General features: G+C 70.5%; 21 protein-coding genes. 17 read left to right on the plus strand and 4 right to left on the minus strand.

The window, feature by feature from the left end; translation table 11 throughout:
• Positions 1-2: 2 nt before the first annotated feature.
• Positions 3-998, minus strand: a complete 996-nt coding sequence (locus Q1A87_RS12605) for an ABC transporter ATP-binding protein (protein ID WP_299651857.1) — start codon at positions 996-998, stop codon at positions 3-5.
• A 368-nt stretch (positions 999-1,366) separates the two neighbouring features.
• Here Q1A87_RS12605 and Q1A87_RS12610 point away from each other — a divergent pair, with 368 nt between their 5' ends.
• Both Q1A87_RS12610 and Q1A87_RS12615 read left to right on the plus strand, forming a co-directional pair.
• The gene (locus Q1A87_RS12610; RefSeq protein ID WP_299651859.1) at positions 1,367-2,527 is read left to right on the plus strand and encodes an efflux RND transporter periplasmic adaptor subunit; all 1,161 of its coding nucleotides are present in this window, start codon (positions 1,367-1,369) and stop codon (positions 2,525-2,527) included.
• Complete coding sequence (locus Q1A87_RS12615; RefSeq protein ID WP_299651861.1) at positions 2,524-5,643, plus strand: efflux RND transporter permease subunit; 3,120 nt, start codon at positions 2,524-2,526, stop codon at positions 5,641-5,643. Before Q1A87_RS12610 ends, Q1A87_RS12615 begins: the two co-directional genes overlap by 4 nt.
• Before the next feature lie 291 nt (positions 5,644-5,934).
• Here Q1A87_RS12615 and Q1A87_RS12620 read toward each other — a convergent pair whose 3' ends face one another.
• Positions 5,935-6,519: a YceI family protein gene (locus tag Q1A87_RS12620; RefSeq protein WP_299651863.1), complete on the minus strand. Its 585-nt coding sequence runs from the start codon at positions 6,517-6,519 to the stop codon at positions 5,935-5,937.
• A 161-nt stretch (positions 6,520-6,680) separates the two neighbouring features.
• Here Q1A87_RS12620 and Q1A87_RS12625 point away from each other — a divergent pair, with 161 nt between their 5' ends.
• From Q1A87_RS12625 to Q1A87_RS12680, 12 genes are all read left to right on the plus strand, one after another.
• Entirely contained in the window at positions 6,681-7,448 is a 768-nt protein-coding gene (locus Q1A87_RS12625) for a CDP-alcohol phosphatidyltransferase family protein (protein WP_299651865.1), read from the plus strand.
• Positions 7,445-9,058 carry a sulfatase gene (locus Q1A87_RS12630; protein ID WP_299651867.1) on the plus strand — a complete coding sequence of 538 codons (1,614 nt, stop codon included), beginning with the start codon at positions 7,445-7,447 and terminating at the stop codon, positions 9,056-9,058. Before Q1A87_RS12625 ends, Q1A87_RS12630 begins: the two co-directional genes overlap by 4 nt.
• Before the next feature lie 5 nt (positions 9,059-9,063).
• Positions 9,064-9,978 (plus strand): lysylphosphatidylglycerol synthase transmembrane domain-containing protein, encoded by a 915-nt coding sequence (locus tag Q1A87_RS12635; RefSeq protein WP_299651962.1) that lies wholly within the window; start codon positions 9,064-9,066, stop codon positions 9,976-9,978.
• Between the two features lie 31 nt (positions 9,979-10,009).
• The gene (locus Q1A87_RS12640) at positions 10,010-11,017 is read left to right on the plus strand and encodes an ABC transporter substrate-binding protein (protein ID WP_299651869.1); all 1,008 of its coding nucleotides are present in this window, start codon (positions 10,010-10,012) and stop codon (positions 11,015-11,017) included.
• Positions 11,007-11,804 (plus strand): ABC transporter ATP-binding protein, encoded by a 798-nt coding sequence (locus Q1A87_RS12645; RefSeq protein WP_299651872.1) that lies wholly within the window; start codon positions 11,007-11,009, stop codon positions 11,802-11,804. Before Q1A87_RS12640 ends, Q1A87_RS12645 begins: the two co-directional genes overlap by 11 nt.
• Before the next feature lie 83 nt (positions 11,805-11,887).
• Positions 11,888-13,405, plus strand: a complete 1,518-nt coding sequence (locus Q1A87_RS12650; protein WP_299651874.1) for an ABC transporter permease subunit — start codon at positions 11,888-11,890, stop codon at positions 13,403-13,405.
• Positions 13,402-14,466, plus strand: a complete 1,065-nt coding sequence (locus Q1A87_RS12655; protein WP_299651876.1) for a glycosyltransferase family 4 protein — start codon at positions 13,402-13,404, stop codon at positions 14,464-14,466. The genes Q1A87_RS12650 and Q1A87_RS12655 overlap by 4 nt, the downstream gene beginning before the upstream one ends.
• Before the next feature lie 202 nt (positions 14,467-14,668).
• Complete coding sequence (locus Q1A87_RS12660; protein WP_299651878.1) at positions 14,669-15,121, plus strand: (2Fe-2S)-binding protein; 453 nt, start codon at positions 14,669-14,671, stop codon at positions 15,119-15,121.
• Positions 15,121-17,412, plus strand: coding sequence for a molybdopterin cofactor-binding domain-containing protein (locus tag Q1A87_RS12665; RefSeq protein ID WP_299651880.1), 2,292 nt, complete (start codon positions 15,121-15,123; stop codon positions 17,410-17,412). Before Q1A87_RS12660 ends, Q1A87_RS12665 begins: the two co-directional genes overlap by 1 nt.
• Positions 17,413-17,426: 14 nt before the next feature.
• Positions 17,427-17,831: a hypothetical protein gene (locus Q1A87_RS12670; RefSeq protein WP_299651882.1), complete on the plus strand. Its 405-nt coding sequence runs from the start codon at positions 17,427-17,429 to the stop codon at positions 17,829-17,831.
• Between the two features lie 184 nt (positions 17,832-18,015).
• Positions 18,016-18,894, plus strand: a complete 879-nt coding sequence (locus Q1A87_RS12675) for an L-dopachrome tautomerase-related protein (RefSeq protein WP_299651884.1) — start codon at positions 18,016-18,018, stop codon at positions 18,892-18,894.
• A complete protein-coding gene (locus Q1A87_RS12680; protein ID WP_299651886.1) occupies positions 18,895-19,137 on the plus strand; it encodes a hypothetical protein in 243 nt (80 codons plus the stop codon).
• A gap of 120 nt (positions 19,138-19,257) precedes the next feature.
• Here the strand turns inward: Q1A87_RS12680 and Q1A87_RS12685 are convergent, their stop codons facing one another.
• Positions 19,258-20,292, minus strand: a complete 1,035-nt coding sequence (locus Q1A87_RS12685) for a TAXI family TRAP transporter solute-binding subunit (RefSeq protein WP_299651888.1) — start codon at positions 20,290-20,292, stop codon at positions 19,258-19,260.
• Positions 20,293-20,322: 30 nt separating this feature from the next.
• A complete protein-coding gene (locus Q1A87_RS12690; RefSeq protein ID WP_299651890.1) occupies positions 20,323-21,549 on the minus strand; it encodes a hypothetical protein in 1,227 nt (408 codons plus the stop codon).
• A 404-nt stretch (positions 21,550-21,953) separates the two neighbouring features.
• On the opposite strand from Q1A87_RS12690, the gene Q1A87_RS12695 reads away from it, so the two are divergent.
• The 3 genes from Q1A87_RS12695 to chvE all read left to right on the plus strand — a co-directional run bounded on the left by Q1A87_RS12695 (position 21,954) and on the right by chvE (position 24,881).
• Positions 21,954-22,850 (plus strand): diacylglycerol kinase family protein, encoded by an 897-nt coding sequence (locus tag Q1A87_RS12695; protein ID WP_299651891.1) that lies wholly within the window; start codon positions 21,954-21,956, stop codon positions 22,848-22,850.
• A complete protein-coding gene (locus Q1A87_RS12700; protein WP_299651892.1) occupies positions 22,850-23,683 on the plus strand; it encodes a metallophosphoesterase family protein in 834 nt (277 codons plus the stop codon). The genes Q1A87_RS12695 and Q1A87_RS12700 overlap by 1 nt, the downstream gene beginning before the upstream one ends.
• Before the next feature lie 133 nt (positions 23,684-23,816).
• The gene (gene chvE, locus Q1A87_RS12705) at positions 23,817-24,881 is read left to right on the plus strand and encodes a multiple monosaccharide ABC transporter substrate-binding protein (protein ID WP_299651894.1); all 1,065 of its coding nucleotides are present in this window, start codon (positions 23,817-23,819) and stop codon (positions 24,879-24,881) included.
• The last annotated feature ends 27 nt before the right edge of the window (positions 24,882-24,908 follow it).

The following is a 24,908-nucleotide window of genomic DNA, read 5'->3' on the forward strand; positions in this document are numbered from 1 at the left end:
GGTCAGGCGTCCCGCGACAATTCGTGGGCGGCCTCCGGTCGCCAGCCGATGGCCACATCCGCGCCCGGCGCGAGTGGGCTGTCGAAGAAGGCTCGCTCCCGCATCACCGCGTTCAGCGTCTCGCCCGCCTCGGTCTCGAGCCCGACCCGCACGTCGGGGCCGCGATACTCGATCTCGCTGACGCGGGCGCGCCGCCGCGCCGCCGCCTCGCCCGGCGGCAGGATCGCGACGTCGTCCGCGCGCAGGGCGATCGTGCGCCCCCCGTCGTCGAGAATGTTGTGCCCGCCGATGAAGCGCGCGACGAAGGGCGTTCGCGGCGCGTTGTAGATCTCGCGCGGCGACGCGGCCTGGGCGATCCGGCCGTCGTTCATCACCACCACCAGATCGGCGAGCGCCATGGCTTCCTCCTGGCTGTGGGTGACGTGGATGAAGGTGAGCCCCATCTCCGCCTGGATACGGCGGAGCTCCGAGCGCATCCGCACGCGCAGGAACGGGTCGAGCGCCGAGAGCGGTTCGTCGAGGAGCAGCACCGACGGCTCGGTCATCAATGCACGGGCGAGCGCCACGCGCTGCTGCTGCCCGCCGGAGAGCTGGGTCGGCTTGCGATCCGAGAACTCCGTCATCGACACGAGGTCGAGCATCCGCTCCGCGCGGTCCAGCCGCTCCGCGCGCGCCACACCCTTCATGCGGAGCGAGAACGCGACATTCTCGGCCACGCTCAGATGCGGGAAGAGCGCGTAGCTCTGGAACATCATCGCGGTCCCGCGCGCGGCCGGCGGATCGTCGTTGACGACCCGCGGCCCGATCATGATGTGGCCGTCCGTGACGTCCTCGTGCCCCGCGATCATCCGCAGCGTGGAGGATTTGCCGCAGCCGGACGGGCCGAGCAGACAGCAATAGCTTCCCGCCTTGATCTTCAAGCTGATAGCGTCCACCGCCAGCGCGCCGTCATAGCGCTTCGTGACGGCGGCGAGCTCGACTGTCTGCGCGTCCGACATGCACGATTCCCCCGACCGGCGTCACCGAATGAGAAACGGACGGAACGCTCAACCTCGGATGTCCAGGAACGGGTGGGCAATGCGGATGCCGGGCGACTTCGTCGCATTTTTTCGCATCGTTTGCGGCAGGTGCCCGCTCGGCGGGCAGAGAACGAACGCCACATCACCGCCGCCCTGCAGCAGCCTCGATCGGCGAGCCCCGCACCGCGTGTCAAAAGGCCGACCGCTGCGCCGAGCGATGACGGCGATTTGATCCGGCCGGCTCGGTCATTCTTCGATCGTCCTTGATTACCGACCCCGTGTCGGCATGTAAGCCGAAGCCCATAGATTCAGGCCGCGTGCGCAGGAACAACGACGAGAGCAGCGACATGGACGAGACATCGAAGACAACCCCGGCGCGTCCCGAGACCCTGGCGTTCGAGACGGATCGGGGCGCGTCGCGCTCGAACTGGATCGCGGGGGGCGTCCTGGCGGTGGTTCTCGCGTGGATGGGCAGCGGCATCTTCCTGCCCTCCGACCCCCCGGCGGCGCCCGAGCGGGCGGCCGCGCGCGAACCGGCCTCCGTCGTCGCGCGGATGTCACAGGCCACGCCGGTGACGCTGACTTTCCAGGCCGAGGGGCAGGCGGAACCCGACCGCGACTCGGCGTTGCGCGCCGGGGCGACCGGGGACGTGGCCGAGGTTCTGGTCGAGAAGGGCGACCGGGTCGCGGCGCGGCAACCGATCGTGCGCCTGTCCGCCACCCGCGCCGAGGCCGACCTCGCCACCGCGCAGGAGCTTCTGGCACGCACCCGCCGCGACAGCGACAATGCCGAACGTCTGCTCGAACGCGGCGTCGGCACCGCCGACCGCGTCGCCGAGGCGCGCACGGCGCTGGCCTCGGCGCAGGCGCAGGTCGCCGCCGCCGAGCAGGCGCTCGCGGATCTGACCGTGCTCGCGCCCTTCGAGGGCCGCGTCGAGGCGCTGTCGCTGTCGCGCGGCGAGTTCGTCTCCGCCGGCGAGGAGATCGGCCGCATCGTCGACAACCGCCCCCTGACCGTGGCGATCCAGGTGCCGCAGCAGGCACTGAACCGGCTCGAGGACGGCATGATCGCGCAGGTCACCTTCATCACCGGGGAGACTCGGGAGGGCCGCGTCAGCTTCGTGAGCACGTCCGCTGCGGCCGAGACGCGGACCTTCCTGGCGGAGATCGAGGTGTCCAACGCCGATGGCGCGATCCCGGCCGGCCTCTCGGCCGAGGTCGTGATCCCCACCGGCGAGGCGATGGCGCATTTCGTGACCCCATCGGTCGTGTCGCTCAATCCCGAGGGCGATCTGGGCGTGAAGACGGTCGAGGACGGGCTCGTCCGGTTCTACCCCATCGAGATCGTCCGGGCCGAGCTCTCCGGCGTCTGGGCCACCGGCCTGCCGGAGCAGACCGAGATCATCACGATCGGCCAGGGCTTCGTGCAGGAGGGCGAGCGCGTGCGCGTCCAGGCCCCCGAGGCGGCGGAAACGGATGTCGCGACGACCGAGGAGGACGCGGGATGAACGCGCTGATCGACGCCGCCTTCTCGCGCACCCGGGTCGTCCTCATCCTGCTGGGGATGATCCTCACCCTCGGTGCCATCGCCTATGTCGCGATCCCGAAGGAGGCGAACCCGGAGGTTCCGCTGCCGCTCGTCTACGTCTCGACCGGCATCGACGGCATCTCGCCCACGGATGCCGAGCGGCTGCTGCTCGAGCCGATGGAGGCCGAGTTCGGCGCCATCGAGGGGCTCGAGCAGATGTCGAGCGAGGCGGCGGAGGGCTTCGCGAGCGTGCAGCTCGAATTCACCGCCGGGGGCGACATCGACGAGGCGCTCGACAAGGTGCGCGAGGCCGCCGACCGCGTCGAGGGCGAGCTGCCCGAGGACGCCTACGAGCTGACCGTGACCGAGATCAACACGGCGCTGTTCCCGATCGTCACCGCGATCCTGTCCGGCCCCGTCCCGGAGCGGACGCTGAACCGCCTGGCCAAGGACGTGCAATCCGAGGTCGAGAAGCTGCCCGGCGTGCTCGAGGTCGAGATCGGCGGCGCGCGGGACGAGTTCCTTGAGGTGCTGATCGACCCGACGGTATTCCAGACCTACAACCTGAGCTTCGACGCGCTGATCAACACGCTCCAGCGCAACAACCGCCTGATCGCGGCCGGCGCCATCGAGACGGGCGACGGGCGCATCGCGCTGAAGGTGCCGGGCCTGATCGAGACGCTCGACGACGTCATGGAGATGCCCGTCAAGGTCGACGGCAACACGGTCGTGACCTTCGGCGACGTGGCCACCGTGCGCCGCGCCTTCGAGGACCCGACGAGCTTCGCGCGCATCGACGGGCAGCCCGCCCTCGCGCTTGAGATCACCAAGCGCTCGGGCGCAAACATCATCGACACGGTGGCCGAGGCGCAGGCCGCGATCGAGGCGATGCGCGGCGACTGGCCGGCTTCGGTGAGCGTGACCTACCTGCAGGACCAGAGCGAGCAGGTCGAGACGCTGCTCTCGGACCTGGAGTCGAACGTGATCGCAGCGATCATCCTGGTGATGATCGTGATCCTGTTCGCGCTCGGCCCGCGCTCGGCGATCCTCGTCGGCCTGTCGATCCCGTCGGCCTTCCTCGCGGGCGTCTCCGCGCTCTGGTTGCTGGGCTACACGATGAACATCGTCGTGCTGTTCTCGCTGATCCTCGTCGTGGGCATGCTCGTCGACGGCGCCATCGTGACCGTGGAGCTCGCCGACCGGCGCCTTCAGGAGGGCGACGATCCGCGAACGGCCTACGCTCACGCGGCCAAGCGCATGGCCTGGCCGATCATCGCGTCCACTGCGACGACGCTGAGCGTGTTCCTGCCGCTGCTGTTCTGGACCGGCCTGATCGGCGAGTTCATGAAGTTCCTGCCGATCACGGTGATCCTGACGCTCACCGCCTCGCTCTTCGTGGCGCTGATCTTCATTCCCGTGGTGGGCGGCCTGATCGGCCGGCGGCAGCCGCAGACGGGGCGGGCGAAGGCCACGCTCCGCGCAGCCGAGACCGGCGATCCGCGCACGATCGGCGGGATCACGGGCGCCTATGTCCGCCTGCTGGAGCGGGCGATCCTTCGGCCCCTGACGACCTTCCTTCTGGCGCTGGCACTACTCTTCGGCGGGTTCGCCCTCTACGGCACCTTCGGCCACGGCGTTTCCTTCTTCCCCTCGGTCGAGCCGGAATTCATGCAGGTCGAGCTGCACGCCCGCGACAACCTCTCGATCTACGAGCGCGACGCGCTGGTGCGCCGCGTCGAGGACCGTCTCCTCGACCAGGAGGGCGTGGCGAGCGTCTACGCCCGCTCCTCGATCGGCGCGGACCAGGGCGACGAGGAGGTGATCGGCACGATCCAGCTCGACCTCGTCGACTGGGACCTGCGTCCGACGGCGGACGAGATCGGCGAGGAGATCCGCGCCGAGATGGCCGACATCGCGGGCATCGACGTCCAGGTCCAGACCGAAAGCGGCGGGCCGTCGAGTGGCAAGCCCGTGAACCTCGAGGTCCGCGCGGACGACCCCGTGACGCAGAACGCGGCCGTCGAGCGGATCGTGGCGCTGATGGACCGGGTGGGCGGCTTCACCGACGTCACCGACACGCGGCCCCTGCCCGGCGTCGAGGTGGCGATCACCGTGGACCGCGCCGAGGCCGCCCGGTTCGGCGCCGACGTGAGCCTGCTGGGCCAGGCGGTGCAGCTTCTCACGCAGGGCATCACCGTCACCGATTACCGCCCCTCGGACGCGGACGGAGAGCTCGACATCCGGGTGCGCTTCCCCAGCGAGGACCGCTCGCTCGCCGAGCTCAACAGCCTGCGCGTGCCGACTTCGGCCGGGCTCGTCCCGATCTCGAACTTCGTGACCTTCACGCCGGTCGAGCGGGTCGGCATCGTCCGCCGCATCGACGAGGAGCGCGTGACGACGATCGAGGCCAACGTCGCACCGGGCCTGCTCGTCAACGACCAGATCGCGGCGCTGCAGACCGCTCTCGAGGGCGCGGACCTGCCCGAGGGGACGAGCTACGTCTTCGCCGGCGAGGCCGAGGACCAGCAGGAATCGATGGTCTTCCTCGCCGGGGCCTTCGCCGCCGCGATCCTCCTGATGTTCCTGATCCTCGTGCTGCAGTTCAACAGCTTCTACCAGGCGATCGTGGTGATGAGCGCCATCGTCTTCTCGGTGGGCGGCGTGCTGCTGGGCCTCGTCGTCACCGGGCGCCCCTTCGGCGTGGTCATGGGGGGCGTCGGGATCATCGCGCTGGCCGGGATCGTCGTGAACAACAACATCGTCCTCATCGACACCTACAATGACCTGCGCCGGCTCGGCCTGTCGCCGCAGGAGGCCGCCCTGCGCACCGGGGCGCAACGCTTGCGGCCGGTCGGGCTGACCTCGCTGACCACGGCGCTCGGGCTGCTGCCGATGGTGATGGGGCTCAACGTCGACGTCTTCACCCGCGAGATGGCCTTCGGCGCGCCCTCGACGCAGTACTGGACCGAGCTGTCCAGCGCCATCGCCGGCGGCCTGATCGTTGCGACGCTCTTGACGCTGGTCGTCACGCCGGCGATGCTGATGCTGCGCGACGGCCGAACGCGCCGACCGGCGCCCGACGCCGTTCCAGCGTGAGCGGCGAGCCGGCCACCGGTGCGACCCGACGCGCTTGCTCCCGTGTCGCGTGACGTCTGGCCTGACCGTCGTTCCCCGTCGTCTTGCCAGCAGCCGGACCGTCGAGAGACGTTATTCTGGATTGCCGCAGGCGGGCCTCCGGACCCGCCTCTCACGCAGTTGCGCGTGACGACAGTCTGTTCCCACTGATCTCCCGGGTTGCATTCGACCCTGCCCCTTTGGGCAGATCCCGTCAGAGCGCCTTGGCCGCCCAAGCACGACGCTTGAAGCCGCTGCGCCCCGAAAGGCCGATCACTCGAGCCGCATCGCCTCCGTCTCGATGATGAGCCGCACCTCATCGCCGACGAGCCCGTCCGCGACGCCGTAGGTCATGCCGAACGCGCTGCGGTCCAGCGCGCCGCGCGCGGTGATGCCGAGGACGAAGCGGCCGTGCCCGAACGGGTATTCCCCGGCCTTGTTGAGCGTCACGTCGAGCGTCAGGGGTCGTGTCTCGCCTAGCAGCGTGAGGTCGCCGGTCACGGTGCCGGCATCCTCGCCCGACGGCGTGCCGCCTCCGGCGTTGAAGGTCATCACGGGATGCGCCTCGGTATCGAGGAAATCGCTGTCGCGGACATGCGCGTCACGCGCTTCGTGAAAGGTATCGAGGCTCGCGGTCCCGACCCGCACCTCGAGATCCGACAGGGCCTGGGTGTCGAGATCGTAGACGAACCCGCCCTCGACCTCCCCGAACACGCCCAGGACGGCCGCGTAGCCGACATGGTCGATCAGGAAGGCGACGGTCGTGTGCTCGGGGTCGAGCTCGTAGCGATGCGGCTCCGCGAGGGCCGGCGCGGTGAGCGCGACGGCGACAAGGGAGAGGATCGGTCCGGAATGCATGTCTCCTCCGTTCGGCGATGGCGGTGTCGAGCGTTCCTCGAGAGTACCGCGATCCGAGCCGCCTGGATACCCTGCCGCATCCGGCTCCAACGGGATCGCCCCGGCGCACCGCGCACCGCCCGCCGCTTGACGGCGTTGAGCGAAGACTAGCTCATGTCGCGATGACCGACCTTCAAACGAGCCACGCCCGCGCCGGGGCGGGAAAGGCCCGAGCCGACCTCCAAGCGCCTGCCGTCGCGATGAGCCTGCTGGCGGTCGTCTACGCGTTCGGGATCGCCGGAACCCTTCATCTTCTCGATGCGCCGTTCGGCGTCCTGCCCGTCCTCTGCCCCGTCTTCGCCACCGCGACGGCGATCGCGCTCGCCGGCCTCGTCAAGCGCTACCCGCACCGATCCCTCGGGGCCTGCAACGCGGTGACGCTGCTACGGCTGGCCCTGACCGTGGTCCTCGCCGGCGGTATCCTCGCGCCCGGCTGGGCGGCGGACCGTTCGAACGCGCTCTTCGCGGTCGCCGTCGTGGCGCTCACCCTCGACGGGGTCGACGGCTGGCTCGCGCGGCGGGCGGGGCTCAGCTCGGCCTATGGCGCGCGCTTCGACATGGAGACCGATGCCGCCCTCGGCGCCGTGCTCGCCCTGATCGCGATCCGTGCCGGGGTCGGGGGTCCGTTCGCCCTGCCGGCGCTCCTCGTGCTGGGCTTCGCACGCTACGCCTTCGTCCTGGCCGCCCGGATCGTACCCCGGCTGCGCGCGGACCTGCCGGAGCGGCGCTCCCGCAAGCTTGTCTGCGTGATCCAGATCGGGACGCTCGCAGCCCTCTTCCCGCCGCTCGTGGCAGGCCCGCCTGCGGCCGGACTGGCCCTCGCTGCCGCCGGCCTGCTCGCGTGGTCCTTCGGGCGCGACATCCTCTGGCTCCTCCGGAGGCGCGGGTGAGGCGCGGGATGGGACGGCGGGCGGCGTCGCTCCTGCTGGCCGCCCTCTTGCTCTGGCTCGTCCTCGCCCTGCCGAACCGGCCCTCGGCGCTCGGCGTCGCGACGGTCGCGCGCCTTCCGCTGGAACTGCCGCTCGTGCTGGGCCTCTGCGTCGCGACCGCCGGCTGGCCCCGGCTCTCGCGGACGCTGCGTGCCCTCCTCGTCGCGGCCATAACGGCGGTCACCGTCCTCAAGATTGCCGATCTGGCGCTCCATGAAACCTTCTCGCGCCCGTTCAACCCGGTGACGGACCGCTTCGTCTTCCCGGCGGCGCTGAACCTGCTGACCGGCACGCTCGGTTCGGTGGCCGCATGGGGCGTCGTGGCCCTCGCCATCTTCGCCCTCGCACTCCTTATCTGGCTCCTTGCCTGGGCGCTCGGGCGCTGGACGCGGCCCGTCGCAGGCCGCCTGCGCGGCGTTGCGGGTCTTGTCGCGCTCGGCTTCGCGCTCGTCACGACCGCGGAGCTCACACAAGCCAGCGATCCGCCCGGCACGGCGGAAACGACGCGGATCGCCCTCGCCCATGCCGACCGCGCCCGGAACGCCGCGCGGGATCTGGCCGCCTACCGACGCGCCGCGGCGACCGATCCCTTCGCCGGCGCATCCGGCCTTTTCGATCAATTGCAAGGCCGCGACGTAATCGTCCTCTTCGTCGAAAGCTACGGCCGGACCAGTTTCGACAATCCCCTTTATTCCGCGACCCATGTCCCGACCCTGAAAGCCGCCGAGGCCGCGCTGGCGGAGGCGGGGCTCGGCTCCCGAAGCCTGTGGCTCACCTCGCCCATTGCCGGCGGGCAGAGCTGGCTCGCCCACGGCACCTTCGCCTCCGGCCTCGAGACCGGCGATCAGGCCCGCTACGGCGCGATGCTCGCGAGCGGCCGGCGCACGCTGTGGCACCTCGCGCGGGCGGCGGGCTACCGGACGTTGGGGGTGATGCCGGCGATCACCCTGCCCTGGCCCGAGGGGCCCCGGATCGGGTTCGAGACCGTCCTCGCGGCGGCGGATCTGGGCTATCGCGGGCGGCCCTTCAACTGGGTGACGATGCCGGACCAGTACACGCTCACCGCTTGGCCGCGCCTGTTGGCCCCGGACCCGCGTCCGGACTTCGCGCAGGTCGCGCTGATCTCCAGCCACGCGCCCTGGGTGCCGATCCCGCCGATGCTCGACTGGGATGCGATCGGCGACGGCCGGGTCTACGACCGCTACGCCGAGGCGGGCGATCCGCCAAGCGTCGTCTGGCAGGATCGCGACCGGGTGCGCGACCAATACCGGCAGGCCATCGACTACGCGCTGCGCGCAGCGCTCGGCTTCACGGCGAGGCAGGCAGGACCGGACGCCCCCCTCGTCATCATGCTGGGCGACCACCAGCCGGCCCCCTCTATCGCGCAGGTGGCGGGGCGCGACGTACCGCTGCACCTGATCGGCCCGCCGGAGGTCCTCGCCCTCTTCGACGGATGGGCCCTGACCTCGGGCCTCGTCCCCGGGCCCGACGCGCCAATCTGGCCGATGGCGGCGTTCCGCGACCGCTTCGTCCGGGCGGTGAGCGCCCCGCCGGGGACGGATGCCTCGTGACCGCGATGCCGGGGCCGCTGCCGCGCGTCGCGATCTCCCTCGCCCTCGTCGCGCTGGTCCTGTGGTGGACTGACGCCGGCAGCGCCACCGCGCGCCTGTCGCAGGCCGAACCGGGCTGGCTCCTGCTGGCGGCCCTTCTGCTCACGGCGCAGACAATCCTGATGGCGCTGCGCTGGCGACTGACGGCGGCGCGGCTGGGCCTCGGGATCGGCCGGGTTCGGGCCGTGGGCGAATACTACCTTGCGCAAGCAGTGAACGTGACCCTGCCCGGCGGCGTCGTGGGCGATGCCGCGCGCGCCGTCCGCTCCCGCGCGGAGGCGGGCCTCGGCACGGCGGCGCTGGCGGTGATTCTCGAACGTCTGGCCGGACAGGTCGCGATGCTCGCCGTCGCCCTGACGGGGTTCGCCCTGGCGCTCGTCCGACCCGGCGGGATCGGCTGGCCGGACGGGACCGGCGCGATCGTGCTGGCCGTCGCGGCCGTCGCCCTGCTCGCACCCATCGCCCTGTCCCGCCTGGCGTTCCTCGCGCGCCTCGACCGCGCCCTCCGCACCGCGCTCCTCGCGCGGGCCGTCCTGCCCCGGCAGGCGGCGCTCGGCCTCGCCATCGCCGCGCTCAACCTCCTCGCCTTCGCCGCCTGCGCGCGGGCGACCGGGACGCGGCTCGGGCCGGAGGCCGTGACGACCCTCGTCCCCCTCGTCCTGACGGCGATGCTGATCCCGCTCTCCATCGCCGGCTGGGGTTGGCGCGAGGGCGCGGCGGCGCTCCTGTTCCCGCTCGCGGGCGCAACGGCGGAGGCGGGCGTCGCGGCGAGCCTGGCCTTCGGCGCCGTGATGTTCGTGGCCAGCCTGCCCGGCCTGCTCTGGCCCGCCCTGTCCGGGTCGACCGAACGTGACTTGCCGCCACGGGAAACCGAACGCTAACCTGCAACGAGAACATTGCAGGGACGGTTTCATGAAACGCCACCGGACGATCATTCCCGACCTGACCCGACGCCGCCTGCTTGGCGCCGGCGCCGCGACGCTGGGCCTCGCCGGTCTCGCGCGGCCGGGCCTGGCCCAGACGCAGGACGTCGCGCTGCAGCTTTCCTGGCTCCATTCGGTGCAGTTCGGCGGCAGCTACATCGCGCAGGATCGCGGCTACTGGGCGGAGCAGGGGCTCGACGTGGCGCTCCTCCCCGGCGGACCGAACGCGCCGGTGGAGCCGCCCGTGGTCGCGGGCACCGCGCTCGTCGGGATATCGGCGGCCGACTACACTGCGGCTGCCGTCGAGCAGGGGGCGCCGTTCCGGATCATCGGCGTGGCGATGCAGAAGAACCCCTTCGCGATCGCCTCCCTGCCGGCCAACCCGGTCGAGGTGCCGAAGGATCTGGAGGGGAAGCGGATCGGCATGGCGCTCGCCAACATGCCGGTGCTCGAGGCGCTCTGCACGCTCAACGACGTCGCCCTGAGCGAGATCGAGGTCGTGCCGACGCAATACGACGCCGCCCCCCTCCTGGCCGGTCAGGTCGATTGCCTGCTCTGCTGGGCCACGGATCTGCCGGTCGCGATGGCGATGGAGGATATCGAGGCGGTGACGATGCTGATGGCCGATCACGGCTACGCGCTGCACTCGCAGACCTACATCGCGACCGAGGAGAGCCTCGCGGAACGCCGCGACGAACTCGTCGCGCTGATGCGGGGCGAGGTCGCGGGCTGGACGGATTACGCCGAGGACCCGGATGCGGCGGCACGGCTCACGGTGCGGATGTTCCCCGATGCCGGGCTCGATCTCGCGACGCAGGTCATGCAGGCCGAGCGGCAGGTCCCGCTGATGTTCTCTTCGTTGACCGACGAACACGGCTTCGGCTGGTTCACGCCCGACACGGTCGCCGCGAATATCGAGACGCTGGCGCTGCTCGGCCGCGATGTCGGCCCCGAACTCTGGGATCGCTCGATCCTCGAGGAGCTGCATGGCGCCTGACGGACCCCCGTCCGCCACCGGTCGCGCCGTCAGCTGCACCGATCTCGTCAAGGTGTTCGACGCGTCCGGCGACCCGGTGCAGGCCGTGGGTCCGCTCGACGCGACCTTCGCGGCCGGACATACCACGGCGCTCGTCGGCCCGTCGGGTTGCGGCAAGTCCTCGCTGCTGCGGATGATCGCGGGGCTTGAGCGCCCCAGCGCGGGCACGATCAGGATTGGCGCCGAGACGCCGCGTGACCTGACCCGCCGCGCGGCCCTCGCGATGGCGTTCCAGGACGCGGCGCTCCTGCCATGGCGCAGCGTGCGAAGCAACGTCGCGCTCGGCCTGTCGCTCGCCCGGCAGCCGCCCGATGCGGCGCGGATCGAGCGCCTGATCGGGTTGGTCGGTCTCGCCGGTTTCAACGACCGGCGGCCGGCGGAGCTCTCGGGGGGCATGCGCCAGCGCGCGGCCATCGCCCGCTGCCTCGTCAGCGCGCCGGAGCTGCTGCTGCTCGACGAGCCGTTCGGGGCGGTGGACGAACTCACGCGACGCCGCCTGAACCGCGACCTCCCGGCGCTCTGGCAGGGGACGACGGCGATCCTCGTCACCCATTCCGTCGTCGAGGCCGCAATGCTGGCCGATCGCGTTCTCGTCCTTTCGCCCCGCCCGGCCACGATCATGGCGGAGATCGACATCCCCCTGCCCCGCCCCCGGGACGAGGACGATGCGGCGCTGCGCGACCGGATCGCCGCCATTGCCGCGGCGCTGCGCGACAGCGGCCCCGACCGCGTCCTGGCCGCCCAGTGACGGCGCCCGCCACGAGGCGCGTCGCTCGTCCCGCCGTCCCTGTCGTTCGCGTCGGCCCCCTCGCCTGGCGGGTCCTCGGCGTCGTGGGCCTTCTCCTCGCATGGGAAGCGCTCGCGCGCCTCAACGCCGGCAGCTACGTGCTGGCCGGTCCGGTCGCGGTCGCGATCCACGGGGTCGAGCATGCGGGTCTTCTCGGCCGTGCGCTGCGCGCCACGCTCGTCAACGCCGCCTGGGGCTTCCTCTGGGGCAACCTCGCCGCCATCGGCCTCGCCGCCGTGATCCTCCTCGTCCCGCGGCTCGAACGCCTGCTCGTGGCGCTGGCGCTCCTTGTCTTCTGCCTGCCGCTGGTCGCGACGGGACCGATCCTGCGCGTCGCCTACGGGCCCGGCGACGGGCCGCAGATTGTGCTCGCCGCGCTCGCCGTCTACTACACGACGCTGCTCGCGCTGCTCGTCGGATTGCGGGCCGTGCCGCGAAGCTGGCTCGACCTCGTGGAGAGCTACGGACGCGGCGCGGGGGCCCAGCTCCTCCATGTCCGCGCGATGGCCGCCCTGCCCTATCTCGCCGCCGGGCTGCAGATCGCCGCACCCGCGGCCATCCTCGGCGCGATGGTGGGGGAGTTCACCGGGGCGGAGCGCGGGCTCGGCGTGCTGACGATCCGCGCCACGCGGGCGCTCGACGTCGACGCGACCTGGACCATCGCGCTCCTTGCGGCGGGAATGGCGATGGCCGCCTACTGGGCGTTCGGCGCACTCCTCCGCCGCGTCGCCAGCGACCCGCCCGCGCTTCTGCTCGCCCCGCCCGGCCCGGCGCTCCGGCGCGGGCGGAGACGCGGGGCGGCCGGGGCCGCGGTCATGATCCTCGTCGCCCTCGCGCTCTGGCAGGGCGGCATGGACGCGCTGGGTCTCAATTCGTACTTCGCCAAGCGCCCCGGGGACGTGCTGACCTTCCTCGTCACCGGACCGGAGGCCGCGTCGCACCGGGCGACCCTGCTTGCCGCCTATGCCGAAACGCTGGCCTACACGCTGCCGGGCTATCTTGCGGGGCTCGCGCTCGGGGCGGGGCTCGCCTGCGCGATCACGCTCGCCCCCGGGCTGGCCGCGGTCGCGATGCCCGTCGCTGTCGCGCTGCGCTCGGTGCCGATCGTGACGACGGCGCCGCTTCTCGTCCTGGCGCTCGGGCGCGGGAGCGTCGGCACGATCACGATCGTCGCGGTGATGATCTTCTTCCCGACCCTCGTCGCCTGCCTGCAGGGCCTGCGGCAGGCGCCCGGGGACGTGATCGACATCTTCGCGAGCTACGCCACGGGCCGCTGGCGCACCCTGGTCCTTGCGCGCGTCCCCGCCATGCTGCCGGCCTTCTTCGCGGCCGCGCGGATGGGCGTCCCGGCGGCGATCCTCGCGGTGACGACGGCCGAATGGCTCGCCACCGGGCGGGGGATCGGCAGCCTGATGGCGCTGACCGCCTCGACGTCGGACTACAACATGCTGTGGAGCGCGATCACCCTCGTCGCCCTGACGGCCGCGCTCGCCCATACCCTCGTCGCGCGGATCGAGCGGGCCGTCCTGCGCGTCTACGGCCCCGAGCAGCTCGCGCGATGAGGGCCGTCTTCGCGATCCCCGGCGACATGGATCGCCGCACCGGCGGCTTCATCTACGAGGCAACGGTTCTGCGGACGCTGCGCGCGTTGGGCCACGACATCGCGCATCTGCGCCTGCCCGACGGCTTTCCCGACCCGTCTCCGGTGGAGATCGCGGCGACCTTCGACCTTCTCGACCGGGTTCCCGCGAACGTGCCGATCCTGCTCGACGGTTTCGTCCCGGGCACGGTCGATCCCGACGGGCTCGCCCGGCTCGCCGCGCCGCTGGTGCCGATCATCCATCACCCGCTCGGCCTCGAGACCGGCCTGCCGCCCGATCGCGCAGCATTCCTTCTGGCCAACGAGGCCGCGTCGCTTCGCCACGCGACCCGCATCGTCGTGCCGAGCCCGCACACCGCGCGCATCCTCGCCGCCGAGTTCGGCGTGCCCACCGCACGGATCACGGTCGCGCCACCCGGTTTCGAGGCGCCCGGCGGGCCGCGCCGTCCCGTCACGCCGCCGCTGATCCTGTCGGTCGGGTTGCTGGCGGAGCGAAAGGGCCACGACGTGCTGATCGCGGCCCTGTCCCGGATCGCCGATCTCGACTGGAAGGCCCGGATCGTCGGCGCGGCCCATGATTCCGTCCTGGTCGACGCGCTCGCGGCGCAGATGCGCGCGGCGGGTCTGTCGGACCGCATCGTCCTGACCGGCGAGCTCGACGCGGCGGCGCTGCGCACGACCTATGCGGAGGCGTCGATCTTCGCGCTCGCCACGCGGTACGAGGGTTACGGGATCGTCTTCGGCGAGGCCATGGGCTGGGGCCTGCCCATCGTCGGCTGTGCCGTGGGCGCGGTGCCCGACACGGTCGGCGATGCCGGCCTTCTCGTGCCGCCCGACGATCCGGACGCGTTCGCCGGAGCACTGCGCCGGCTCATCACCGACGCCCCGGCGCGCAATGCGCTCTCCGCCGCCGCCGCCCGCGCGGGCGCCGCCCTGCCCCGCTGGCGCGATACGGCAAGGGTGATCGCTGCGGCCGTCGACGAGGCGGTCGAGGAGGTCCGCGGGGGACGCGGTCCCGCCTAGCCCCCCGTCGGCGGCAAGAGCGGACGTTTCCATACGAGACTTGGCAGGACGGCCGGGCCATCGGTCCGCGCGTCGCGCCGGCGAAAGTTGCCCTAGCGACAGGAAACACTGGACAGATGCCGTCCGAAGCGCATTTTGGAAGAGGCACGCAGGCTAGTCCGAACGGCGTGACGTTCGGGCGCGACGGGGGAGGGGATTTCGGATGGTCAATATCGTTGTCAACGGAGTCGAACGTCAGTTCGACGGGGACGAAGACACGCCGCTGCTGTGGTATCTCCGGGACGAGCTCGGACTGACCGGAACCAAGTACGGCTGCGGCATCGCGGCCTGCGGGGTCTGCACGGTCCATGTCGACGGCGCCCCCGCCTTCGCTTGCGTGACGCCGGTCGGCACGATCGACGGGGCGGAGGTCACGACCATCGAGGGCCTGTCGGAAAACGGCGACCATCCGGTTCAGGTCGCTTGGCGCGATCTGAACGTCGCCCAGTGCGGCTACTGCCAGGCCGGTCAGATCATGCAGGCCGCGGCGCTTGTCGATGGGTCCGAGACGGTGACCGACGAGGATATCGACTACGCGATGACCGGCAATCTCTGCCGGTGCGGAACCTACACCCGGATTCGCGCGGCGATCCGGCAGGCGGCGGAGGCGAAGTGATGCGCGACACACCGATCCTGAACGTGAGCCGCCGCGGCGTGCTGGGCGGCCTCGGCGCCGCGACCTTCGTGCTTTCCGTCGGATTGCCGCGTCCCGGCCGGGCGCAGGACGACGAGCCCGAATTCGGTCGCGACGCGATGCCGAACGGCTGGACCGACGACCCCAAGGCTTTCGTCGCCATCGACGCGGACGGCACCGTGACCGTCACCTGCCACCGTTCCGAGATGGGCCAGGGCGTGCGGACTTCGATCGCGATGGTCGTGGCCGACGAGCTCGGCGCCGACTGGGAGCGGGTTCGCGTCGATCAGGCGCCGGGCGAGGAGGAGACCTACGGCAACCAGGATACCGACGGCTCGCGCAGCCTGCGTCACTTCTTCATGCCGATGCGCCGGGTGGGGGCCGCCGCGCGCGCCATGCTCGCGCAAGCGGCAGCCGACGAATGGGGTGTGGACGTCTCCGAGGTCACCGCCGGGAACCACGAGGTAACGCATGCCGCGTCCGACCGGTCGCTCGGCTACGGCGAGCTTGCCGCCGCCGCGATGGAACTCGATGTGCCCACCGGCGACGCACTCGTGCTGATGGACCCCTCGGCGTTCCGCTATGTCGGCAGCTCGGAGATCGGGCTGGTCGACAACATGGACATCACGACGGGGCATACGACCTACGGGATCGACGTGCGCCGCGACGGCATGCTCTATGCCGTAGTCGCCCGACCGCCGGTCTACGGGGGCCGCGCGGCGAGCTACGACGACAGCGCCGCGCTGGCCATCGAGGGGGTCGAGAAGGTGGTGGCGATCGACCCGGTGGATTTCCCCACCGAGTTCTCTCCGCTTGGCGGCGTCGCCGTGATCGCGCGGAACACCTACCTTGCCATGAAGGGCCGGGACGCGCTCGAGATCGAATGGGAGGGCGGGCCGAACGCGGAGTACGACAGCGCGGCCTACCGCGAGACGCTGTCGCAGGCGGCGAATGCGCCCGGCGGCACGGTGATCCGCGACGAAGGCGATTTCGACGCGGCCTACGAAGGCGCGGCGCAGACGCTCGAGGCGGAATACTACGTCCCGCACCTCGCCCAGGCGCCGATGGAGCCGCCGGCCGCTGTGGTCGAGATCCGCGACGGACGCGCCGAGGCCTGGGCCTGCACCCAGGCGCCGCAGGTCACGCGACTGCGGCTGGCGGAACGTCTGGGGCTCGAAAAGGAGGACGTGACCGTGAACGTCACGCTTCTGGGCGGCGGATTCGGGCGCAAGTCCAAGCCGGATTTCGTGATCGAGGCGGGCATCCTGAGCCAGGCAATGGACGGTGCGCCGGTCAAGCTGACCTGGACGCGCGAGGACGACATCCACCACGGCTACTACCACACCGTCTCGGTCGAGAAGATGAGCGCCGGTCTGGACGATGGCGGCGCGCCGGTCGCGTGGCTGCATCGGACCGCGGCGCCCACGATCGGCTCGATCTTTGCCCCGGACCCGAAGCACAAGCTGCCCTTCGAGCTGGGCATGGGGCTTCTCAACATGCCGCTCGCCATCGAGAACGTGCGCGCGGAGAACCCGGAGGCGCCGGCCCATGTGCGCATCGGCTGGTACCGGTCGGTCTCCAACATCCCGCATGCCTTCGCGATCCAGTCCTTCGTGGCCGAGCTGGCGCAGGCCGCCGGGCGCGACCCGAAGGATTACCTGCTCGAGGTGATCGGCCCCGCCCGGCTGGTCGATCCGCGCGATCAGGGCGACGTCTGGAACTACGGCGAGAACCCGGAGGTCTATCCGATCGACACGGGCCGTCTGGCGGCGGTGGTCGAGGCGGCGGCCGAAGGGATCGAATGGGGCCGCGAGATGCCGGAGGGCAGCGGTCTGGGCATCGCCGGGCATTACAGCTTCGTCAGCTACGTCGCCGTCGCCGCCGAGGTGACGGTCGAGGACGGGCTGGTTTCCGTCCCCCGCGTCTCGATCGCCATCGATTGCGGGCCGCAGGTCAACCCCGACCGCATCCGTTCCCAGATGGAGGGCGCGGTCGTCATGGGGATCGGTCAGGCGCTGATGAGCGAGATCACCTTCGCGGAAGGACGCGCGCAGCAGGACAATTACGATACCTACCTCGTCGCCCGGATGGAGGACACGCCGAAGCGGCTCGACGTCCATCTCGTGACGTCGCATTCCGCCTACGACCAGCCGCTCGGCGGGGTGGGCGAGCCGGGCCTGCCGCCGGTCGTCCCGGCGATCACCAACGCGATCTTCGCGGCGACCGGCACGCGCATCCGCAGCCTGCCCATCGGCGACCAACTCCGCAGCTGAAGAAAGGGCACGTCGTGCACAGCATCAAGCTATCCCTGACCGTCGCGGCTGCGCTGCTTCTGGCAGGACCGGCCCTCGCACAGGACTGCGCCGGGCGGATCGAGAATTTCGAGCGCGCCCTCGACCGCGCGGCGGGCGAGGCGATCTCCGCCTCCTCCGGCGGACAGGCCGTCGCGGGCGCCCGCGAGGCGCAGGCGATGGAGGAGCCCGAGGAAGCCACCGAGGATCCGGTGCCGTTCCAGGAGGAAACCGAGGAGGCCGCCGAGGTCGAGGAGGCCGAGGAGGCGGGAGATGGCGGCGAGCGGGTGATCCAAGCCCGGACCGCGCTGCAGAACGCCCGCGAGCTGTCCGAGAATGGCGACGAGCAGGCCTGTTCCGAGGCCCTGGACGACCTGATCCTGTCGCTTCTCGCGGACTGACGTCCGCCCGCGAGGCGCGCGCCTCCGTTCGATGGAACACCGGCGTGGGTCCGGGACTTCATGTTCCGACCCGTCGGGGCCGTGAGGACACGCAAACGTTTGGCCGAATTAAGTCGCCTTCCTGTCCACGGGGAGGACCTGTCTCTCCCGTGCCGGCTGGCCCCGCGCAATCAGGAGACGTGACATGACGATCATCCCGCGCCCCGAAGGCGTTTTCGCTATCCTTCTCTGCCTCGGCACCGCCCCGATGGCGTCCGCGCAGGCCCAGGCCGAGGCGGCGCAGCCCGAGCTGACCGAGGTGGCGCGTTTCGATCATCAGGTGACCGGCGTCACCGTCAGCGCGGACGGGCGCATCTTCGTGAACTTCCCGCGCTGGACCGAGGACGTGGACACCTCGGTGGTCGAGCTCGTCGACGGCGTGCGGCAGCCCTATCCGAACGCGGAATGGAACGGCTGGAGCAATCTCGAGAGCGCCGAGGTTTCTGCCGCGGACCACTTCGTCAACGTGCAGAGCGTCGTCGCGGATGGCGACGGCAGCCTCTGGGTCCTCGACCCTGCCGCGCCCGCCACTGGCTTCATCGTCGAGAACGGCCCGAAACTCGTGCAGATCGACCTCGCAAGCGACGAGGTCGTCCGCGTCATCGCCTTCGGCCCCGACGTCGCGCCGCAGGGCAGCTATCTCAACGACGTGCGCTTCAGCCCGGATGGCGGGCACGCCTACATCACCGATTCCGGCCCCGCCGACGCGCTGATCGTCGTCGACCTCGAAACCGGGACGGGGCGGCGCGTCCTCGAGGATCATTTCTCGGTCGCCGTCGATCCGGACGTAACCGTCACCCATGCGGACGAGCCCGTCCGCCGGCCCGACAATCGCGGCGCCGCCTTTGCGGCCGACGGCATCGCGCTGTCGCAGGACGGGGAGACGCTGTTCTGGAAGCCGCTGACCGGCACGACGCTTTACTCGATCGCGACTGAAATGCTGGACGTCCCGAGCCGCTTCGTGGACGAGGTCGCGGCGGCAGTGCTCGACCGCGGCGAGGTCGGCGTCACCGATGGGCTCTGAATGGACGGTGCGGGTCGCATCTACCTCTCGAATATCGAGGACGACGCCATCCGGCGTTGGGCGGACGGGAAGGTCAGCCTCGTCCTGCAGGACGACCGCCTCCGTTGGCCGGACACGTTCAGCAAGGGACCGGACGGCGTGATCTACGTCACCACATCGCGGATCATGGACATGCCTTGGTACAAGCCCGAGAACCCGCGGATCGTCGCAACGACCCTTTGGTCGTTCGAGCCGCAGGACTGATTGGCCCGAACTGCGGCAGGTGCCGCCCACGGGGCGGTGCCGCGTCAGGGCGACCTGCCGGTCCAATCTCGCCCGTTTCGCGAGATCTGCCCCGATTTCCGGCCGCTGCCCGCCGGCCGGTCAGCAGCCGATCGCCGCGCAGATCCGCTCGCGGTAGACCGAGTTCGTGACGTTCTGTTCCATCGGCGGTGAGACGTTCGGGCAGTTCGGCACGTAATCGGCCGCGAGGCCGGCATTGACGCAGGACGCGATCTCCCAGCCCGGCGGCAGGTCGTTCAGATCGACCTTCTGCCATTTCGGGTGTCCCTCGCCCCGAAGCGTCTCGAACTGCGTCAGGATCAGGTTGGACACGTCCGACACCGCCTGGCAGCTTGCCCGGTGGTAGGTGTTGCGCGTCGGGACGTATTCGTAGGTCATCAGGACCGCCTTGACTGCGACGACGTCCAGCGGCCCGTCTTGAAACGCGTAGGTGCCCGCGGGGATCTCCGCCGGCGTGTAGACGGCCTGCAGGACCTCGTCCGAAATCGGCAGCAGGTGGAACCGCTCGGCGTCGATCCCGGCCTCCTCGAACAGGGCTGTCGGTGCCCCGGCGACGTAGAAGAACGCGTCGATCTGACCGTCGAGAAGCTGCGCCATCGACTCGTCGGGTCCGATCGTCAGCGTCTCGCCCGGCTCCGTCCCCGTCAGGTCGAGGATGAGGGAGGCGGTCAGGAAGGTGCCGCTGTCGGCGACCCCGATCGCGACCCGCTTGCCCGCGAGGTCGGACAGGCCCTCGATGTCCCGAGAGGCGAGAATGTGCACTTCCTCGTTGTATAGCGGGAAGGCGATACGCACGCCGGCGACGGCCCTGGCGATGTCCGGATCGTCGGCGGAATAGGTCTGCAGGTATTCCAGCACGTCGCTCTGGACGATGCCGAACTGCGTGGCGGGGCGGTTTCGCACGCCGAGGAAGTTCTCGAGCGAGCCCGCGCTCTCGCGGACGGTGAGCGTCTGGCCGCAGGTCTCCATCAGGCCGGCGATGTCGCGCCCGATCTGGATGTAGGTGCCGGTCGGCCCGCCGGTCAGGATGTTCTTCGCGAGATCCTGCGCCATGGCGGGCGCCGTTCCGGTCAGAAGGAGGACCACCAGCGCTGCGATCCGTCCGAGCTTCGTCATGTTCGTCTCCCTCTCGTCGTATCGAACGCCTCAGCAGCGTCCCAGATCGCGCACCAGCGAGACGAGCGTCTGCCGGTTCACCGTGCCGAAGACCTCGGCGAGTGCCTCGTAGGTACAGACCCGGTCCGCCAGCACCGCCTGCAGCTCGGACCGCTCGTTCGCCGTCGCCGTGTCGAGCCCCGGCGCCATACGGATCGCCCGGGCGATCTCACCCACGGGCGGCGCCGTTTCCCGCCGCGGCAGTTCCGCCGCGATCGCCGCTTCGGCTACATCCGCCTCCTGCGCGGCGCGCAATTCGTTCAGTTCGGCCTGAATTGCGTCACGATCCGCGCGCAGGGTCCCGAGCGCGTCGCGCAGGGCGTCGAGTTCGCTCGCCGCGGCGTCGCGGGCCGTCGCCATCTCGTCACGCGCTGCTTCCGCATCCTCCGTCAGCTCCCCCGCCGTGGCTTGGGCCGCCTGCGCGGCGACGACCTGCGACAGAAGCGTATCGAGCTCGCCCCGCGCCTCCGCCTGTCGGGTCGTCAGCTGTTCGAGCTCGGCCCGCGCCGCGGCCTGCTCGGCCTGCGTCGCCTCCATCTCCGTCTGAACCTCCGCCTGCTGACGCGACAGGGAGTCGAGATCCCGTCGCGCGCTGACAACGGCCGCACCGATATCGGCAGTCAGGGTGTCGCGCCTGCTCTCCATTTCCGCGACCTCCTCGACGAGCCGGTCCCGCTCCGTCTCGGCGGCCGCGATCTCGGACCGCGCCGTGTCGCGTGCCGCCTCCGCCGCGGCGCGCTCCTCGGACAGTTCGGCTGCCATCGTGTCGCGCTCTGCCTCGAGTTCGGAGATCGTTGCGGCAACTCGGTCGCGCGCTGCCTCGGCCTCCTCCGCCTCGGCCCGGGCCGCATCGCGTGCCGCTTCGGCCGCGTCACGCTGGGCCTCCATGTCGGCGATCAGCGCGTCCAGTTCGTCCCGAGCCGCTTCAGCCTCCTCCGCCTCGGCGCGGGCCGTATCCCGCGCCGCTTCCGCCGCGGCGCGCGCTTCCGTCATTGCGTCACGCTGCGCCTCCATGTCGGCAATCAGCGCTTCCAGCTCGTCCCGGGCCGTTTCGGCCTCCTCCGCCTCGGCCCGAGCCGTATCGCGCGCCGACTCCACCGCGGCACGCTCCTCGGACAGGCTCGAGAGCGCGGATTGCAGCGCCTCGACCTGCGAACGGATCGCTTCGCGCGTCTGGCGCAGCATCGGCTCCTCAATTGAAGTCTCTTCTGAGGTCATGGGCTCGGCGTCCGGTGCCGCCTCGGCCTCGGGTACGAGGTCAGTGTCCGGGGCGGGAGCGCCGTCCACAGCGCTCGCTTCTCCGGCGGGCAAAGCCGCCTCCGGCTGCTGCGCGCCCGCCGGCGTTCCGACACCGAGGACGAACGCTATAAGACAAACACCGCGGCACATAATCCGAGACAAGTTACGATCCTGCGCCACGTCCCCCCCTTGCAACTGCTTTCACGTTCCCGTCATCGACCCTAACCGCGGTTCGGCAGCGCTGCCAAGGCGTCATGCGAACATTCTGCGTTGACGCTAAGGCAACGGCGGCGCCATCTCTGAACCGCGACGCCCGTTCGCGCGTTCCTGCCGTGCCAACCACCGCGCGACAGCGCCATCAGCCGAGACAGGGTCGCCCGCGTATGGAGCCGGATATCTGCATTATTCTGAACGCCAAGGCCGGGAAGCGGGACGCTGCGGTGCGCGACCGCATCCAGGCGGCAACGGATCGGCATCCCGGGCGGTTCGATCTTCGCGTCATCGGCAAGAAGGCCGATTTCGCCGCCGAGATCGACCGGATCGCGAGCGCCGGCTACCGGACGATCGTCGCGGCCGGCGGCGACGGCACGATCTCCGCCGTCGCGGCGGCGGCCCACCAGCATCAGCGCATCCTCGGCGTGCTGCCGATGGGGACGTTCAACTTCTTCGCCCGCGGGCTGGATCTGCCGGAGGACATCGAGGCGGGGATCGACCTGCTCGCCGAGGGGCCCACCCGGACGGTGAGCCTCGGGGCTGTGAACGGCCGCATCTTCCTCAACAATGCGAGCCTCGGGATCTATCCGGCGATCCTCGCCCAGCGCGAGGGCACCTATCGCCGGTGGGGCCGGTCACGGGTCGCGGCGCACTGGTCCGTCATCGTCACCTTCTTCCGCTTCCACCGGCCTTTGACGATGCGCGTGTCCATTGACGGGCGGCAGGTCCGCAAGAAGACCCCGCTTGCCTTCGTCGCCCGCAGCGACTTCCAGCTCGAGCAGTTCCAGCTCGACGGTGTCGAGGACGTGCGCGCCGGTCGGCACGCTCTGTTCCTCGCGCCCGACAGTTCGCGCTTCGGCCTGTTCCGCTTCGCCGTGCGGCTGGCCTGGCGGTCGATGCGGCGGGGGCGCGACTTCGAGTACTACACCGGCGAGACGATCGACATCGAGACCACGCACCGCCGCCGCCTCGTGGCCCGCGACGGGGAACGGGAACGGATGGACTCGCCGTTCCACTTCGAGGTCCTGAAGGACGCGCTCACCGTGATCGCGCCGAACCGCAGCTGATGCGGCGGGTCCTGCATATCTCGGACCTGCATTTCGGGCGCGACCGGCCGGAGCTTCTGCGACCGCTCATCGCCACGATCAACCGGCTCGCGCCCGATCTCGTCGCCGTCTCCGGCGACTTCACGCAGCGCGCACGGTTGGGGCAGTACCGCGCCGCGCGGGCCTTCCTGTCGCAACTCGCGGTGCCGTGGCTCGCCGTGCCGGGCAACCACGACACCCCGCTCGACAACCTATTCGTTCGCTTCCTGCGACCGTGGGACCGCTACCGACACTACATCCACCCCGAGCTCGAGCCGAGCTGGGAGGACGACGAAGTGGCCATCGTCGGGGTCAACACCGTCAACAACTGGTCGTGGCAGCGTGGCCGGATCGGGCGGCGCACGATCCGCCGGGTCTGCCGCGCCTTCGAGGGGCATGCGGGCCGGCGGATGCATATCGCCATGCTGCACCATCCGCTGGAGCATTCCCCGACCGTCGAGAAGCGGCTTATGCGCGGTGCGCGCGGCGCGCTGGAGCGGATGGGCGATTGCGGCGCCGACATCGTGCTGTCGGGGCATTTGCACACCTGGCATGCCCGGCCCTTCGCCGACGAGGCCGGTGTCCTTTTCGTGCAGGCGGGCACCGGCCTGTCGACGCGGGTGCGGGGAGAGCCCAACGATTTCAACCTCCTGACGATCGACGGACCGCGCGTCGCGGTGGAGCAATGGACTGCCGAGACGGAGGAGACGGACTTCGCGCCGACCCGGACCGTGCGCTTCGCCAAGGCGGGGGGCGCGTGGCGGGATGACGGAACGTCGACGCCCGACGCGTCCCCGACCGGGGACCTGACGTAGGCGCAGTGTCCGAGTTTTCGTTTGCGCTACCGGGCCCGTCGGATCAAACTCCGGCGCGGGCGCAGGACCGTCATGGACTGCGCGGACTGGAATCGAAGGCCGGTGGCCAAGTCCGGCCTCAAGGGAGGAAGACATGAAGACGATGATACGGGGCCTCACGGCCCTCGCGGTGACGCTCGGGCTGGCCGCACCTGCCCTGGCGCAGGACAAGGGGACAATCGGGATCGCGATGCCCACCAAGTCCTCCGCACGGTGGATTTCCGACGGCGAGTCGATGGTCGAGCAGTTCGAGGCGGCCGGCTACGAGACCGACCTGCAATACGCCGAGGACGACATCCCGAACCAGCTCGCGCAGATCGAGAACATGATCACCAAGGAGGTCGACGCCCTCGTGATCGCCGCGATCGACGGCACGACGCTGTCGAACGCGCTCGCCAATGCCGCCGCGCTCGACATCCCCGTCATCGCCTACGACCGCCTGATCCGCGATTCCGGCGACGTGGACTACTATGCGACCTTCGACAACTTCCAGGTCGGCGTGCTGCAGGCCAACTCGCTGGTCGACGGGCTGGAGGAGCGCTTCCCGGACGTCGAGACCTGGAACGTGGAGCTGTTCGGCGGATCGCCCGACGACAACAACGCCTATTTCTTCTACGACGGCGCGATGAGCGTGCTGCAGCCGCTGATCGACGACGGCCGGATCGAGATCAAGTCCGGCCAGAGCGGCATGGACACGGTCGGCACGCTCCGCTGGGACGGCGCCGTCGCGCAGTCGCGGATGGATAACCTCCTTTCCGCGCATTACACCGACGATCAGGTCCACGGCGTGCTGTCACCCTACGACGGCCTTTCCATCGGTATCCTGTCCTCGCTGAAGGGCGTGGGCTACGGCTCGGGCGACACGCCGATGCCGATCGTGACCGGACAGGACGCGGAGGTCCCCTCGGTGAAGTCGATCCTCGCGGGGGAGCAATACTCGACCGTCTACAAGGACACGCGCGAACTGGCCCGCGTGACCGTCGGCATGGTCGAGGCGCTGCTGGAAGGCGGCGAGCCGGAGATCAACGACACCGAGACCTACGACAACGGCGTCAAGGTCGTGCCGTCCTACCTGCTCGAGCCGCAATCGGTGGACGGGTCGAACTGGGAGGAGCGTCTGGTCGACACCGGTTATTACTCCGCCGACGAAATCCAGTGACGCACGTATCCGGGCGCGTCCCCGCGG

The sequence above is a fragment of the uncultured Jannaschia sp. genome (assembly GCF_947494055.1).
Classification (GTDB): domain Bacteria; phylum Pseudomonadota; class Alphaproteobacteria; order Rhodobacterales; family Rhodobacteraceae; genus Jannaschia.